Origin of the sequence: Roseivirga sp. BDSF3-8, assembly GCF_041449215.1 — a bacterium.
Taxonomy (GTDB): Bacteria; Bacteroidota; Bacteroidia; order Cytophagales; family Cyclobacteriaceae; genus JBGNFV01.
The window spans coordinates 2,826,635-2,841,603 of record NZ_JBGNFV010000001.1 but is presented as its reverse complement, the minus strand read 5'-3'; the positions used below and the strand labels follow the sequence as shown (position 1 = coordinate 2,841,603).

Here is a 14,969-nt window from a genome sequence, read left to right as displayed (position 1 = left end):
GAATAGTCTGGGAGCTAAAGAGCTCAACTGTGACCGATTCCGTGCTCTTCAATGCGATGATCATCATGGAAGATGAATCAGCGCAAAAAGCTTTTAATTTCCTTACAGAGAAACTCCCCCTTTCCAGTAAAAATGAGGGAATAAAACAGGCACTTACCATAGCAAGAGCCGGCACGCTTAGCGACTCTCCTGAGCAGGTCATTACCCTGCTTGGCCCCACATTATCTGACACAGAAACCCACATCTGGTGGAGAGCCAAAGGGCACTTACTCCTGGCAGAAGCATATCTCCGCCTGGGGCGCGCAGAAGAGGCCAAACCCCAGTTTTCAAAGGCTAAAAAGCTATCCGAAACCGCCAGTGCCCCCGCTATCACAGCCTATGCTTATGTAGGCCTTGCGGTATGTGCATACTATCAACAAGACATACCTGCCATGGAACGCGCTTTGGTTACCGCTCGAAGCCTGGCTACAGACAACCTTCCACCTCCGCACGAGATCTTCACCACATGCGATCAGCTCCTGGGCGTATTATACCAGGTTACCGGTGATTATGATAAGGCACTGGATGTAAGCTTGCGGGTATTGAAACGCGCAGAAGCAGCAGAGCAAGATGAACTCCTCCCCTACTATGTAAATACCGGTGCCATCTATCTTGAAAAAGGAGAGTATGCCTATGCGGTTTCTTACTTTAGGCAAGGCCTTGCGAGAGACACTGTCGCCGGCCTGTCAGTTACGGCCACTGCATATAATAACATGGGGCTGGCCCTAAGAAGATTGGGCAAGGTTCAGGAGGCTGTGAGTTCACTTAAAAAAAGTATCCGCCATTATTCAAAGGCTAATAAACAAACTGACAAGAGAAAGCTGGCCGACGCCTACAATAACCTGACAGCCTGCTACCTGCAACTTGAGCACTTTGATAGTGCCGCTCAGGTAATTACTGAAGCGCGTACCCACCTGCCCGGTATTTGGGAAGACGACCCACTGTCCTGGCACACACAAGGCGTGATTCAACTAAAAAACAGGCAGTATACTGACTCAAAAGGCAGCCTGCTGCAGAGCCTGGCACTGCATAAGCAGAAGTTCGGAAAAGGTCACCCCTACCAGGCAACCATTTATACAGACCTGGCCCGGCTTTTCAATAGATGTGGCGATCCCGAAAAGGCTCTTTCATTGGCCGACAGCGCCATAATGATCGCCTTACCTGCTATAAACAAGGAGGCTGTATCGCCGGGCCGTCAGGGCCTGAGCCAGGTTGCCGGCTGGCATGCCCTCAGGCAGAAAGCACAGATATTGATGGCATTGGCAGAAAGTGATGATCAGTATACTCACCAAGCCTTGCAGATATGCAACCAGGCAATAGCCCTTTTGGACCAGATCAGACAGAACCTCGCCACCGATGAGTCAGGTGTGGCCTGGAGCCAGGCAGCGCACCCCGTTCTCGAGACAGGCATACAAACAGCCAGGCGAAAGTATGAACAGACAGGAGATGATAACTTTATAAAAAATGCCCTCGCTTTTGCAGAAAAAAACAAGTCAGTCAAGCTACTGGAAACTACTCTGGAGGCCATTGCCGCGCTGGATAATGACTATTTAGACACCCTTTTATTCTATGAGGAAAAGGTAAATAGCCAAATGGCCCTCTTCCGGAGAAAGCTGGCCAGGGAAACTGCCCGCGATAAACAGAATGTATGGCAGGAAAAAATATTCCGGCTTCAACAAGCCCGTGATTCACTGATGCCTCTTCTCAGAGAGGCCACTCCAGTATATTACAGGCAACGATACACCACCGAAGTACTGGATACAGACAGTATTCGAAAACACCTGCTGGGGCCGGAGGACCTCTTCGTGGAGTATTTTATAGGGATAGACCAGACCTGGGGCATTTGGCTTAGTGCCACTGAGGAAGGCATCTTTTCTGTGGGACATCCGGACACACTTCAATCCGCAATTTCACAATATCTGCAGATAATCTCCCGGCCTCCGGCCATGCGGAGAGAGGAAGCTGCGGCGCAGTCAGCAGCATATATCAGTCATAGCCACCGACTTTTTCTTAAGCTTATGGGGCCTCTAGTTGAAAAGCTCAAGGCCAGCAGCGGCCGGCTTGTCATCGTCCCTGACGGAAGCCTGAACTTCCTCCCCTTTGAAAGTCTGATCACATCCCTTCCGACCACTGATAAAGAAAGCCTGTACCGGAACCTTCCCTACCTGCTCCGGTCTCATACTGTCAGCTATGCCTACTCCGCCAGCCTGCTCCTTACCCCTGCCGCCGACGGTGCAAATTACGCTCAGAAAGGAATCGGTATCTATGCCCCCTTCGTGCGAAATAGCACTCAAAGGGGCGGAAATACCACTCTGGATTGTAACCAGGGCAGGCTTTATGCACTGGCCTGCTCTGACACAGAGTCCGATAAAATCCTGCAAATGGCTTCAGGCGACCTCTTCCAGGGTCTGGAAGCTACCAGAACTACTTTCCAGGAACTAGCCCCCTATTACAGCATTCTTCACCTTGCTACACATGCCTGTCTGGATCCTCACGACCCGGCCTTGAACCGCATCTATCTGGCGGATGATTACATCACCACATCAGAGCTGTATGGAACCCGGTTAAATGCCCAACTGGCTGTACTAAGCGCCTGCAATACAGGTAGCGGAGAGTTTATTGCCGGAGAAGGTGTCATGAGCCTCGGCAGAGGTCTCGCCTATGCCGGTGTACCCAGTCTCGTTACCAGCTTATGGCCTGTAGACGACTGTGCTACTTCTGATCTTATGGTCAAATTTTATGAAGAACTAATGGGGCAAAACACCCTACCAAAGGATAAGGCATTGCAAGCGGCCAAACTACGGCAAATTCAAATGGGCGAAGATATCATGGCCCACCCCTACTACTGGGCAGCCTTCACCCATACCGGCAAATGGGCCCCACTGGATACCAGCCTCACCCATACCGGAACCGGTTTATGGCTATACGTTATGTGGATAGGACTCATTACAGCAGTTGGGGGCCTGTTATTCTTTATCATCAAAAGAAAATTTACCTGAGGTTAATCATCTTCCTCATCCTTTAGCCCTTCCTGAATCGTTTGCTCAGCCTCCCTATCAGTGCTGTCGTCTTTTTCTACCGACTCCTGTTCGTATTGCTCTATAGGTTCATAGCTAAATTCCGCATAAATGGGAAAGTGGTCAGACCCTATGCCTTCAAGCACTTCCATGCGGATAAGCTTGAAGTCTTTAGAATGGAAAATATGATCCAGGGGCCAGCGAAACAATACATTTTTAGCATGAAAGGTATTATAAAAACCCCGCCCGATCCTGGGATCAAGCAGGCCGCTTACTTCCTGAAACAGCCTGGTAGTAGCAGACCAGGCCACGTCATTAAAGTCTCCGGCCACGATCACCGCACGACTTTCCTCACTGGCCTTTTTACCGATCATTACTATCTCCGCATCACGCTCCCTGCTATCATCCGACTCGCCGGGTGCAGGCGGCCTGGGGTGAACCCCGTAAAAGGTAAACCAGCTATTGTTTCGTAATTGTACCTGGGCATGGATAGAGGGTATATCATGCTCCACCAGAAAGCGAACCTCACCATCTTTCACAGGCAGTTGCGAGTACATCAACATGCCATAGGTATTATCAAGAGGCATCTTTATTGTGTAGGGAAAATTATCCTCAAGCGCTAAAAGCCCTTTTTCCCACCCTGCATCTGCTTCCAGTACCAGCACCACATCCGGACTTTTCATCTCCACCTGTTCTAATAGGCGGTCATAGTCTGTATTAGTTTGCAGTACATTGCTCACCAGTACGCCAAAAGAAACCGTATCCATGCGGTCATTTTCAGTATACAGTGTCTGGAATGGCGATAGCTTGGTATAAGGGTAAATTTTATAGCCATGGTAGCAGAAGGCCACGAGTAGTAAGAGCAGCCATACTTTTGCCCTTTTTTTGTGATGGTACTCCAGCGAGTACATTAACCCTATCGTAATAACCGTGAGGCCGGCAAACTGAAGCCTTGGAAAATCAAAAGCCCTTATAAACCACTCTTCAGAGGTAAGTAAGGGGACCAGGGTGGCTAACAAAATAAATAAAGCCAGCACGCGAAATACAACCCTGAGTATTGCCTCAGTTTTCATGTTTTTTATTTAATAAGGACGAAGCGATTTTACGGCATAATGTTCAGACCAATTTAATAATACAGGTTTTTTGCCTTATCACCCTCAGGATTGAGAATTACTTTCAAATCAGACTCAAGGTAACCGGCCGCTTTGACCGAACCATTCAGCAAATGCCTCAGCCAATTCTTGTAAATCAGCCGGTTGGTCAAATGGCATATTCATCCACCTGCAAAAGTCCTTCAGAAGACTTCCGGAAGACAACCCCTCTTCACGCATCGCTTTTAATGATAGTGACCCTTCAGATTTGGAAAGTTTCCGGTTATCTGCCTCCATCAGCAGGCTATGGTGGATAAAGCTGGCCTTCTGCAACCCCTCCTCAGCCAAGTGACCAGATAGCCATAGCTGAGCAGCACTGGACAGGAGCAGGTCCTCACCTCTTACCAGCAAATTTGTACCCATACGTATATCATCGCAAACACTGGCCACCTGATAGGCCGCTACATTATCTTTACGCCATAGCACAAAATCGCCCATTTCCCGCCTCAGGTTAACCAAAACGAGACTACTCTCTTCATAAGAAGGAACCTCTACCCGGCTAGCCTCTTCCCCCAGGGCACATCTGATAGCATGGGGTACAGAAAATGCTTTGTCAGAAGTCAAGCGGCAGGTACCAGGATATATTCCGTTCCTGGAAAGCCTCTTAATTTGTTTGCGGGAGCATTTACAGGCATAAGCCAGGCCCCTGGACAGCAGGCTTTCCACAGCCTGCCGGTATTCTCCCATATGTAGTTGCTGGCTATATTTTGTGGTGAACTCTTTCGGCCCTGAGGGGCCAAAATCCGGCTGCATCTCTAACCAGTCCAGCGTATCATATATATCTTCAATAAACTCCGGCCGGGAACGGGCATCATCAATATCATCTATTCTAAGCCAAAGTTTGCCGTTATGATATCTTACCAGCAGGTAGGTGAGCAAAAAGTTAAAGGCATTGCCTTTGTGCAAAAAGCCACTGGGCGTTGGTGCTATTCTTGAAACTACCTGGATTTCTGGCATATCAACTTTGTAAGGCATAATTATTGCCCCGACTAATATACATATCGGGCCAGCTATCCCAAATTGCTTTTTTATTATTACCCGAATACTACATATTCGGGGCATCGGATACATGACGCATGAGTGAGAAAGAACGAGAAAAGCGAAAGAGAAAAGCCACCGTCATCAGAAGGTTTCGAAAGGTGCACCGTTATAGCGGGGTAGCCCTTTTTGTGTTTCTTTTCATTATTGGTATTACCTCGGTCCTCCTGGGCTGGAAGAAGAACAGCGGAGATTTACTAATGCCCGAAACGCGCCGGGGCACAGCGGGGTCCCTTGCACAGTGGCTACCCCTGGATTCCCTCCAGCTTACAGCATATGCCGCTTTACCTGATGGCACCTATTCACTGGATAGAATTGATGTACGGCCGGAAAAGGGCATGGCCAAATTCAGGTTTAAGGAGGGTAACATGGAAGTGCAGGTAGATGGAATCACTGGCCATATTTTGCACAAAGGCCCGCGGGTAGCGGACCTTGTGGAAAGCATTCATGACGGAAGTTATATTGATGACCTGCTAGGGACGGGGGGTGTTTTCAAGGTGTTTTATAGTACGGTCACCGGCCTGGCATTAACTATGTTCGTCATTTCGGGTTTTTGGCTTTGGTATGGCCCGAAGCGAATGCGCAGATAATTCTATAAAATCTTATTTGCTGGACTCGAGCATGCTCTCGGTTCGTGAGCGAAACCACTGCATAAAATCGTTGGTCCTTTTAACAAAACGGTAGGAGAACACCGCAGCTCCGATAACCAGTATAAGGAATAGACCTAGAGAAGCATACACCGTATTACGGGTTTTAAGCTCCATCATTGCCAGCTCCATACGGGCCATTTGCTCACGACGCCTCTTTTCAGCTAAGTCAGTCTCTAATTGCTTTTGCAGTCTCATGATCTCAACCGGACGCTTGTCATCAGCCACCGCTATTCTAAGGTCGTAGAGTTTCTCCTGCAAGCCAGCTACCAACTCATAGTCCCCGGCAGCTTTGTAAGCATCGATTGCATGAGAAAGCAAGGCCTGCCGATCCTCATTATTGTTAATTTCTAGCGCCAGACCTTCATTGGCATAAGCAAGTGCTTCGCTGTAGTTCTTTTGCTGAAGATTAAGGTAAGACAGGTTTCTGTATACTGACATTACCTTATCCAGCCGGCCAGCAGTAAAGAATATTTCTCTGGCCACTTGATATTGCTCTTCCGCCAGCTCAAACTGATATTGCTTTTCGGCAAGGAAGCCCATGTTGAGAGCCGCATTGCCCTGGTATAGTGAGTTGCCTTCTTTCAAAGCAAGTTGCATCGCCTGATCCAGGTAAAAATCGGCCGCCTGAAAGTCGTCGATGGATAGCTTCACAAGGCCTAATTGGTTAGCAGACACCAATTCTCCCTTAGCATAATTGATTTTACGACTTTGCTTGAGAGCCTCATCAAATACCTTACCCGCTCCATAGTAATCATGATTATCGTAGCGGGAAAGTCCTATGGCATTAAGGATATCCACACGGATACTGCCGGGAGAAGCTTGTGGGAGCAGATCGAGGGCTTTGGTGTAGTATTCAATAGCACGGTCATTAAGCCCCAGGCGTCTGTTAATAAGCCCGAGAGAATAATTGCAGAAAGCCGCTTTCTCATCCAGACCAGTTTCTTCAAAATAAGCCATGGCCTTATGCAGGTAGCTGCTAGCCATTTCGTAGTTACCGGCCTTGTAGTGACCCAGTCCTTTATTATAATTAAAGTCAGCATGATCGGACAGATCGTCCATCTGGCTGATCAGCATCTCATATGCATTGAGATGCTCCTGTGATTTTTGGTGGTCGTTAAGTTTTAGCGCATACAGGCTGGCAAGCAGGTTATGTGCCTGCACCTTACCACGGATGTAGTTGAAGGATTCGGCCTGGCCCAAGGCTTCTACAGCCTGGCGGGCAGCTAGCTCAGGGGAGGTGTGTCGGTTTTCTTTGGCCTCTTCCAGGATAAGGTCTACCTGTTGTTGGGAAAAAGAGGACGTCTCAATATCAACGTCCTCCTTTTCTGAACAGGCAAAAATTATGAGAAGAAAAATAGCTGGAAGTACAGATCTCATATTTTCACTATTCTAAATAAAATACTACAGGTCAACAATTAACCACTGTAATCAATAGGGTTGTATGCACCCTGTGTTCCGCTATTAGGATAAATCCATGGCGGATCCTCCTCTTCGCTACTGCTCCCGGTTGATCCTCCGGAAGTTGTGTCCCCACCCAGCAGAACGGATTGGGCAGGACGGGAAATAATCTCCACCTCACTGTAAAGTTTAACCATTTTCATACGTGTGTTTTTAAATAAAATGATGAATGAGTACTAAGTCTGAGGTGTTAGGTAGGTAGAGAACTCGATTCGATTAAGCAGAAATAGGTTTTGTTTAGTTTTACGATATCTAAATTACGCAGCTTTTGTTTCTATAGCAATTAGCCATTAGAAAATATTGAGGTCTTTAGATAAATCAGTAGAATCACCGGATGTAACTGGGCAAATCTCCTGACGAATCTTAAAAACATCCTATCCAAAATCAGCAAAACCATGTTTTTAGGTGATTATCAGGCAATTGCATCTTCAAGATGCACGATCTCAAGACGCGGTTTTTGAGTAATTGCCACAATATCAAAGCGAATCAAATGAGCCCAGGCGTGTTTGTGAATGAAATATTCAGCCACTTCCATAATGCGTTCTGCCTGCACATCGCTCACAAACTCTTCAGGGTTTCCAAACACCTTATTTTTTCGAGTCTTCACCTCAACAAATGCAATTAGATTATCCTTTTGAACGATCAGGTCAATTTCACCGCGCTTGTACCGGAAGTTACGATCTAATACACGGTAACCCTTCTTTTTAAGGAAAGATTCAGCCAAATGCTCCCCATCCGCTCCTATATCAAGGGTACCAGCTTTTTTCCTTTGCATGAGTAAACTTTTTTTTATTATCGGGGTAAAAATACCAAGTGACTATGTAGTAATGAAACCCGGCAGCCCTGATTCTGTCCTTTTGCACCTCACTGGATTAAGCGAGCCAGACAAGCCAAAGGGCCATCCCCGGGAATTTTCTTTAAAATTGCGCTTAACAAACGTACTTTGGCCTTATGCTGATCAATATCGACCCCACCACTACCACCTCCTGGCAAAAACTGAAAAAGCACCAGGAATTCATGCAGGATATCCACATGAAAGACCTGTTTGCCTCTGATGAAGACCGGTTTGGCAAATTTTCAATACGACTGGATGACATTCTGGTGGATTACTCTAAGAACCGGATTGTAGGTGAAACCATGGACCTGCTCCTTCAACTGGCCGAGGAAGCCAAGTTGGCCGATGCCATCGAAAGGATGTACAGAGGGGAAAAAATCAATAAGCGAGAGCATAGAGCCGTGTTGCATGTAGCCCTGAGGCGACGCAGCGAAGACCCCATTTTTGTAGATGGCAAAAACGTAATGCCCGAAGTACATGCCGTGCTGGATCAGATGAAACGCTTCAGTGACAGCCTGCTAAATGGCGAATGGAAAGGATACAGTGGTAAGGCTATTACAGATATTGTCAATATCGGAATAGGGGGTTCTGACCTCGGTCCCGTTATGGTTACCGAAGCATTACGCCCCTATAAAAAGAATAATATACAAGCTCACTTTGTGAGTAATGTGGATGGCACCCATATAGCCGAAACACTTAAAAAGCTTGATCCTGAAACTACCCTATTCATGATCGCCTCAAAGACCTTTACCACCCAGGAGACCATGACCAATGCAGAAACTGCCAGGGAATGGTTCCTTAAATCCGCGGGGGATAAAGAACATATTAAAAAGCACTTTGTAGCCATTTCCACCAACCGTGAAGGCGTGGAGGACTTTGGTATAGACCCCGAAAACATGTTCCGCTTCTGGGACTGGGTAGGCGGTCGATACTCCCTCTGGTCTGCCATCGGCCTTTCTATTGCCTGCACGATAGGCTTCGAAAACTATCGTGAGTTGCTGGACGGCGCCCACGAAATGGATGAGCACTTCCGCCATACCCACTTTCGCAATAACATCCCCGTAATACTCGGCCTGCTGGGTATTTGGTATAACAATTTTTTTAATGCTCAATCCCACGCTTTGTTGCCTTACGATCAGTATATGCATCGCTTCCCTGCATATTTTCAGCAGGGAGATATGGAAAGCAACGGCAAATATGTGGATAGAGACGGAAATCCGGTGACTTATGAGACCGGCCCGGTCATATGGGGTGAGCCAGGCACCAATGGGCAGCATGCATTCTATCAATTAATTCACCAGGGCACTAAAATGATTCCCTGTGACTTTCTGGCCCCCGCACAAACCCATAACCCCATCGGTGACCATCATGTAAAGCTGCTCTCTAACTTTTTCGCCCAGACAGAAGCCCTTATGAATGGGCGCGAACTGGAGGAGGTAAAAACCGAGCTAAGGGAAAAGGGTATGGACAGAAGAGAAATAGACCAGCTCTCTCCTTATAAGGTATTTAAAGGAAATAACCCAACCAACTCTATCCTCTTCACCAAACTGACACCGAAGGTTTTGGGCATGCTGATCGCTATGTATGAACATAAAATCTTTGTTCAGGGTGTTATCTGGAATATATTCAGTTTTGATCAGTGGGGAGTGGAACTAGGCAAGCAACTGGCCAAAAAGGTGCTACCTGAACTGGAAAATGATGAGCATGTGACCTCACACGACAGCTCCACTAATGGGTTGATCAATGCCTTCAAAAGCATGAAGAAAACGAGTAAATAATGACAAAGCTATATCCCCTTACATTTACCCCGATATATAAAGACAAGATATGGGGAGGACAAAAGATAAAAACTGTACTTGAAAAAGATTTCGGCGCACTCCCTAATTGTGGGGAGTCGTGGGAAATAAGCGGCGTTACAGGTGACGTATCAGTAGTAAACAGCGGCCCCCTTGAGGGAAAAAACCTTCAGGAATTAATACGAACCTATCAGGGCGACCTGGTGGGCCATAAAGTTTATGAAAAACACGGAGAGGAGTTTCCACTGCTCGTAAAATTCCTGGATGCCAATAAAGACCTGTCGATCCAGGTACACCCGGATGATAAGCTGGCGGCTGAAAGACATGATAGCAAGGGTAAAACCGAGATGTGGTACATCATTCAGGCTGATGAAGATGCCCTGATCACCACCGGCTTTAATCAGCCACTTGATCAAGAGACATACCTGGAGCACTTCAATAACGGCAGAATAGAAGAACTTTTAAACCGTGAAGAAGCCCGTGCAGGAGATACATTTTTCATTCCTGCAGGGCGGGTCCATACTATAGGCAAAGGCATATTATTGGCGGAGATACAGCAAACCAGTGATATTACTTATCGCATTTATGACTTTGACCGTACAGACGACCAGGGTAACAAACGGGAGCTACATACCGAACAGGCGCTGGATGCCATAGACTTTAAGCAATATGATACCTATCGTAACCCTTACCGTAAAGAAAAAAATAAACCGGTAAAGCTCGCGGAATGTCCCTATTTTTGCACCAATGTGCTTGAGTTGGAGAAGAGCCTTACCAGGTCATACGAAAAACTGGACAGTTTTGTCATTCTCGTATGTACTGAGGGCACGGCCACCATCAAAGCAGATGAGTATGAAGTATTGCTAAGTAAAGGGCATAGTATGCTAATCCCCGCTGTGTTTAAAAGCATTACCCTTACCACGGAAAAGGAAGCCAGATTGCTGGAATCATATATCCCCTGAAATTCTGGAATCATATATCCCCTGAAATTAAGGTGTGAATCGTATTATCAATAAAGACGTCTGCTTTCAACATCTTGGTCTGATGGATTACCAGGAGGCCTGGGATTATCAGACGGGTATTTTCCAATCTGTGATCAATCAAAAAATTGAAAACAGGAAAAACCCGGGTAATGAACAGGCCACTGATAATTACCTGCTTTTTTGTCAGCACCCCCATGTCTATACCCTCGGTAAAAGCGGTAAGGAAGACCACCTGCTGTTGGACAGTGCCGGTCTGGACAGAGTGCATGCTACTTACTACAAGATTAACCGCGGCGGCGATATTACCTATCATGGACCGGGGCAGATAGTAGGGTATCCTATTCTCGATCTCGAAAACTTCTTTACCGATATCCATAAATACCTCCGGTTTCTTGAAGAAGCTGTCATACTTACCCTTAAGGAGTATGGTATAAGCGCCGGACGGATTGAGGGACTGACAGGTGTCTGGCTGGACCATGTAGAGCAAACTAATCCGAGAAAAATCTGCGCCATGGGCGTAAAGAGCAGCCGCTGGGTGACCATGCATGGGTTTGCTTTTAACGTTAATACTGACCTGGAGTACTTTAAAAATATAGTACCGTGTGGTATTGATGACAAAGCCGTAACAAGCCTTAAGGCTGAGATGGGTAAGACCATTGACATGAAGGAGACCGAGGATATCCTGAAAAACCATATCCGTGACCTGTTCGGAATGGTGTATGTACAGAGACAAACTGACCTGACGTCAAAACCCTAGCGCATTTTTACATGAAAAAGGATATATCATTCAAGCCTGTAGAAAACGTAATTCTTGCCGTAGCACGTGAACAGAACGAAGGAGGTCAACTGGAGTGGCGTTCCTACATTATCAATAAGAACAGTGAACCGCTGGAGACTGTACTCATAATAACAAAAGGTTACGGGGAAAAAGACGGACAGCCACAGAAAACCAGTACCCTCAGGCATATGATCGATCGCCTTGAAGGCGGAAGTTATGCCATGATAGAGCCAGTAGATGAAGCTGTTTTTCATCTTTCCAATGAGTTCTGGGTGAGCTATTATGTAAACGGCCAGATATATGACAAAAAGTTCATTTTTGTGCCCGGAAGTTTTGACGAAGAAAACGTGGGGCCAATACCAGAGCTGGATCTGGAAGGCATCACACACTCCTGACCCCAACCTAATAGCTACTGCCTGCCATGTTTCCAGTCTCTCAACTTAAAGACATCTTTTTCATCGACATAGAAACAGTATCCTGTGTAGAGGAGTACGGGCTTATGCCCCCCCGGCTACAAAAGCTGTGGGATAAAAAGGCTTCAATCATCAAAAATGAGGAAGAGCTCTCCCAGTCAGAGTTTTTCTTCCGGAAAGCAGGCATTTTTTCCGAGTTTGGCAAAGTAGTAGCTATTGCCATCGGGTACATAACGCAGGAGGAAGGTTCCGGACCTTTCGGGCTGAGGGTTAAAGGCCTGGCAGACGATGATGAAGCCGCCCTCCTACTGGCTTTTAAAGGATTACTTGAAAAATCAGCCCGTAAAAACCTGCTTTTGTGTGGTCATAATGGTAAAGAGTTTGATTTTCCTTACCTAAGTCGCCGGATGCTTGTCAATGGCATCCCTCTCCCTCATATTCTTGATGTAGCGGGTAAAAAGCCCTGGGAAGTTGCCTTTTTGGATACTATGGAAATGTGGAAGTTTGGTGACAGGAAAAACTTCACGAGTCTGGATCTTCTGGCCGCTATTTTTGATGTGGAAAGCAGTAAATCCGCCCTGGATGGCAGTCAGGTAAATGAAGCATATTATCGGCGAAAGGAACTGGCTGCCATAAAAAAGTATTGTATGGAAGATGTGGCCGTTACCGCCAGAGTATTTTTGAAGATGAATTGCCTCCCTGATATTCAACCGGACAAAATCGTTTTTGTAGATTAAACTACGTTAATTTCCTGACAGGCTTCTTTCTTAAATTACATCCGCAGTAGCATAGCCATTTTATAGCTTGGATTTGTTTTTCTATTTTTGAATGTACAGGTCTCAAAATCCTTGATTGCAAGGCGGTTCTGGTAACTGCGAGGCCTTACCCTGGTTGTGCGATAACCGGACCGGCTGCCAGATAAACTTTTTCCGGATAAATTAATTAAGCCGAATGACTTCGACAGGAAGTAACGTTAAAGAGATTCTCAGAGTAAACGACCTTCAGACAGCCTTTTATACTGACAGGGGTATAGTGAAGGCTGTTGACGGTATCAGCTTCAGCGTTAACCGTGGCGAGACCGTAGGAATAGTAGGAGAATCCGGCTCAGGCAAGTCTGTTACCTCCTTATCTCTCATGAGGCTTATACCTAACCCTCCCGGACGAATAACCGGGGGCGAGATGACCTTTCAGTCACCATCACTCGGGGAGATAGACCTGGCCACCGCCAGTCCTGCAAACATGAGAAAGATACGTGGTAATGATATTTCCATGATCTTCCAGGAGCCCATGAGCTCCCTCAACCCCGTATTTACCTGCGGAGACCAGGTGATGGAAGCAATTTTGCTTCATCAGAACGTAAGTAAAAGAGAGGCAAAAGCCCTCACCATAGACCTTTTCAGTCAGGTACAGCTTCCCAGGCCTGAGAAAATATTTAAAAGTTACCCTCATGAGCTTAGTGGCGGACAAAAGCAGCGGGTAATGATTGCCATGGCTATGTCATGTAATCCCAGCATCCTCATAGCTGACGAGCCTACTACAGCCCTGGACGTAACCGTACAGGCAAATATCCTGAATCTCATGCGCAAACTGCGCGATGATAAAGGGACTTCCATTATTTTCATTACCCATGATCTTGGCGTGATTGCTGAAATTGCCGACCGGGTATTGGTTATGTATCATGGTAAAATAGTAGAGCAGGGAACCGTTTGGGATATTTTCGCAAACCCTCAGCACCCTTATACCAAAGGCTTGCTTGCATGTCGTCCACGACTGGACCTGCGGCTCAAGGTTCTGCCCACTGTATCAGATTTCATGGATACAGATACGGAAGGGAACATGACCGAAAAGAAATACAACTCCGTGGGTGAGGCCATTCTGCTGAATGTGGAAACTGAAGAGAGCCTCTCGGAGCGTAATAAAAAACTGAAAGAACAGGACCCCATTCTGGAGGTTCGCAACCTAAAAACCTATTTCCCCTTGGATAAACCCTTCTTTGGCAAACCAAAGGAGTTTGTAAAAGCAGTAGACGACGTAAGCTTCAAAGTTTACCCTGGCGAGACCCTGGGGCTGGTGGGTGAGTCAGGTTGTGGTAAGACCACCCTGGGGCGCAGTATCCTCAGGTTAATCGAGGCTACAGAAGGTGAAGTACTGTTCGAGGGGCGTAATATTAATAAGCTGGGTCGTGAGGAAATGCGCCGTCTTCGCAAGGAGATGCAAATAGTCTTTCAGGATCCCTATAGTTCTCTCAACCCCAGAATCACTGTTGGAGAGGCTATCATGGAGCCCATGCGCGTCCACGGCGTATTAGAAAACAATAGGCAGCGTAAGGACCGCGTGATAGAATTACTCGAAACCGTAGGCCTCAAAGGCGATTATTTTACCCGTTACCCCCACGAATTTTCAGGCGGACAGCGCCAAAGAATTTGCATTGCACGAACATTGGCCCTCAACCCTAAGTTTATCATCTGTGACGAATCTGTATCGGCGCTGGATGTGTCTGTACAGGCTCAGGTGCTGAACCTTTTAAATAAACTGAAAGAAACTTATAACTTTACATACATATTTATATCTCATGACCTGTCTGTTGTTAAATTCATCAGCGACAGGATACTGGTTATGAATAAGGGTAAGATCGTAGAAAGCGGCTACCCTGATGAACTTTATCGCGATCCGAAAGAGGAGTATACTCGTAAACTAATTAACGCCATTCCCAAGGGTGATCTTGAAGATATCCGTAAAACACAGATCAGGAGAAAAATGGCGAAAGCCGACTAGGGCTTTTTCTATTTTCGAATATAGCAGGCTGTCAAA

At 46.6% G+C, this 14,969-nt stretch carries 13 protein-coding genes; 8 read left to right on the top strand and 5 right to left on the bottom strand.

Annotation, left to right across the window (positions count from 1 at the left end; translation table 11 throughout):
- The first annotated feature begins 29 nt into the window (after positions 1-29).
- Positions 30-3,038 (top strand): CHAT domain-containing protein, encoded by a 3,009-nt coding sequence (locus AB9P05_RS11645; protein ID WP_371908995.1) that lies wholly within the window; start codon positions 30-32, stop codon positions 3,036-3,038.
- A gap of 2 nt (positions 3,039-3,040) precedes the next feature.
- On the opposite strand, the gene AB9P05_RS11640 is transcribed toward AB9P05_RS11645, so the two are convergent.
- Together AB9P05_RS11640 and AB9P05_RS11635 are read right to left on the bottom strand one after the other, a co-directional pair.
- The gene (locus AB9P05_RS11640; RefSeq protein ID WP_371908994.1) at positions 3,041-4,129 is read right to left on the bottom strand and encodes an endonuclease/exonuclease/phosphatase family protein; all 1,089 of its coding nucleotides are present in this window, start codon (positions 4,127-4,129) and stop codon (positions 3,041-3,043) included.
- 114 nt (positions 4,130-4,243) lie between these two features.
- On the bottom strand, positions 4,244-5,164 hold the full coding sequence (locus tag AB9P05_RS11635; protein WP_371908993.1) for a glutamate--tRNA ligase family protein: 921 nt from the start codon (positions 5,162-5,164) through the stop codon (positions 4,244-4,246).
- Between the two features lie 119 nt (positions 5,165-5,283).
- On the opposite strand from AB9P05_RS11635, the gene AB9P05_RS11630 reads away from it, so the two are divergent.
- Positions 5,284-5,835 carry a PepSY domain-containing protein gene (locus AB9P05_RS11630; protein WP_371908992.1) on the top strand — a complete coding sequence of 184 codons (552 nt, stop codon included), beginning with the start codon at positions 5,284-5,286 and terminating at the stop codon, positions 5,833-5,835.
- Between the two features lie 12 nt (positions 5,836-5,847).
- Here the strand turns inward: AB9P05_RS11630 and AB9P05_RS11625 are convergent, their stop codons facing one another.
- From AB9P05_RS11625 to AB9P05_RS11615, 3 genes are all read right to left on the bottom strand, one after another.
- Positions 5,848-7,272, bottom strand: a complete 1,425-nt coding sequence (locus tag AB9P05_RS11625) for a tetratricopeptide repeat protein (protein WP_371908991.1) — start codon at positions 7,270-7,272, stop codon at positions 5,848-5,850.
- Positions 7,273-7,310: 38 nt separating this feature from the next.
- Positions 7,311-7,496, bottom strand: coding sequence for a hypothetical protein (locus AB9P05_RS11620; RefSeq protein ID WP_371908990.1), 186 nt, complete (start codon positions 7,494-7,496; stop codon positions 7,311-7,313).
- A 269-nt stretch (positions 7,497-7,765) separates the two neighbouring features.
- Positions 7,766-8,128, bottom strand: a complete 363-nt coding sequence (locus AB9P05_RS11615) for a YraN family protein (protein WP_371908989.1) — start codon at positions 8,126-8,128, stop codon at positions 7,766-7,768.
- 176 nt (positions 8,129-8,304) lie between these two features.
- Here AB9P05_RS11615 and pgi point away from each other — a divergent pair, with 176 nt between their 5' ends.
- From pgi to AB9P05_RS11585, 6 genes are all read left to right on the top strand, one after another.
- On the top strand, positions 8,305-9,966 hold the full coding sequence (gene pgi, locus AB9P05_RS11610) for a glucose-6-phosphate isomerase (protein ID WP_371908988.1): 1,662 nt from the start codon (positions 8,305-8,307) through the stop codon (positions 9,964-9,966).
- A complete protein-coding gene (locus AB9P05_RS11605) occupies positions 9,966-10,946 on the top strand; it encodes a type I phosphomannose isomerase catalytic subunit (protein ID WP_371908987.1) in 981 nt (326 codons plus the stop codon). Before pgi ends, AB9P05_RS11605 begins: the two co-directional genes overlap by 1 nt.
- 34 nt (positions 10,947-10,980) lie before the next feature.
- Positions 10,981-11,724, top strand: coding sequence for a lipoyl(octanoyl) transferase LipB (gene lipB, locus AB9P05_RS11600; protein WP_371908986.1), 744 nt, complete (start codon positions 10,981-10,983; stop codon positions 11,722-11,724).
- A gap of 11 nt (positions 11,725-11,735) precedes the next feature.
- Positions 11,736-12,140 carry a hypothetical protein gene (locus tag AB9P05_RS11595; RefSeq protein ID WP_371908985.1) on the top strand — a complete coding sequence of 135 codons (405 nt, stop codon included), beginning with the start codon at positions 11,736-11,738 and terminating at the stop codon, positions 12,138-12,140.
- Between the two features lie 26 nt (positions 12,141-12,166).
- The gene (locus AB9P05_RS11590; RefSeq protein WP_371908984.1) at positions 12,167-12,895 is read left to right on the top strand and encodes a 3'-5' exonuclease; all 729 of its coding nucleotides are present in this window, start codon (positions 12,167-12,169) and stop codon (positions 12,893-12,895) included.
- 214 nt (positions 12,896-13,109) lie between these two features.
- Positions 13,110-14,933, top strand: coding sequence for an ABC transporter ATP-binding protein (locus AB9P05_RS11585; RefSeq protein ID WP_371908983.1), 1,824 nt, complete (start codon positions 13,110-13,112; stop codon positions 14,931-14,933).
- Positions 14,934-14,969: the final 36 nt, after the last annotated feature.

Coding starts and splice junctions, on each gene's coding strand:
- AB9P05_RS11620 (WP_371908990.1), bottom strand. CDS start 7,496: ATGAAAATGGTTAAACTTTACAGTGAGGTGGAGATTATTTCCCGTCCT.
- AB9P05_RS11625 (WP_371908991.1), bottom strand. CDS start 7,272: ATGAGATCTGTACTTCCAGCTATTTTTCTTCTCATAATTTTTGCCTGT.
- AB9P05_RS11640 (WP_371908994.1), bottom strand. CDS start 4,129: ATGAAAACTGAGGCAATACTCAGGGTTGTATTTCGCGTGCTGGCTTTA.
- AB9P05_RS11590 (WP_371908984.1), top strand. CDS start 12,167: ATGTTTCCAGTCTCTCAACTTAAAGACATCTTTTTCATCGACATAGAA.
- AB9P05_RS11635 (WP_371908993.1), bottom strand. CDS start 5,164: ATGCCAGAAATCCAGGTAGTTTCAAGAATAGCACCAACGCCCAGTGGC.
- AB9P05_RS11615 (WP_371908989.1), bottom strand. CDS start 8,128: ATGCAAAGGAAAAAAGCTGGTACCCTTGATATAGGAGCGGATGGGGAG.
- pgi (WP_371908988.1), top strand. CDS start 8,305: ATGCTGATCAATATCGACCCCACCACTACCACCTCCTGGCAAAAACTG.
- AB9P05_RS11605 (WP_371908987.1), top strand. CDS start 9,966: ATGACAAAGCTATATCCCCTTACATTTACCCCGATATATAAAGACAAG.
- AB9P05_RS11630 (WP_371908992.1), top strand. CDS start 5,284: ATGAGTGAGAAAGAACGAGAAAAGCGAAAGAGAAAAGCCACCGTCATC.
- AB9P05_RS11595 (WP_371908985.1), top strand. CDS start 11,736: ATGAAAAAGGATATATCATTCAAGCCTGTAGAAAACGTAATTCTTGCC.
- AB9P05_RS11585 (WP_371908983.1), top strand. CDS start 13,110: ATGACTTCGACAGGAAGTAACGTTAAAGAGATTCTCAGAGTAAACGAC.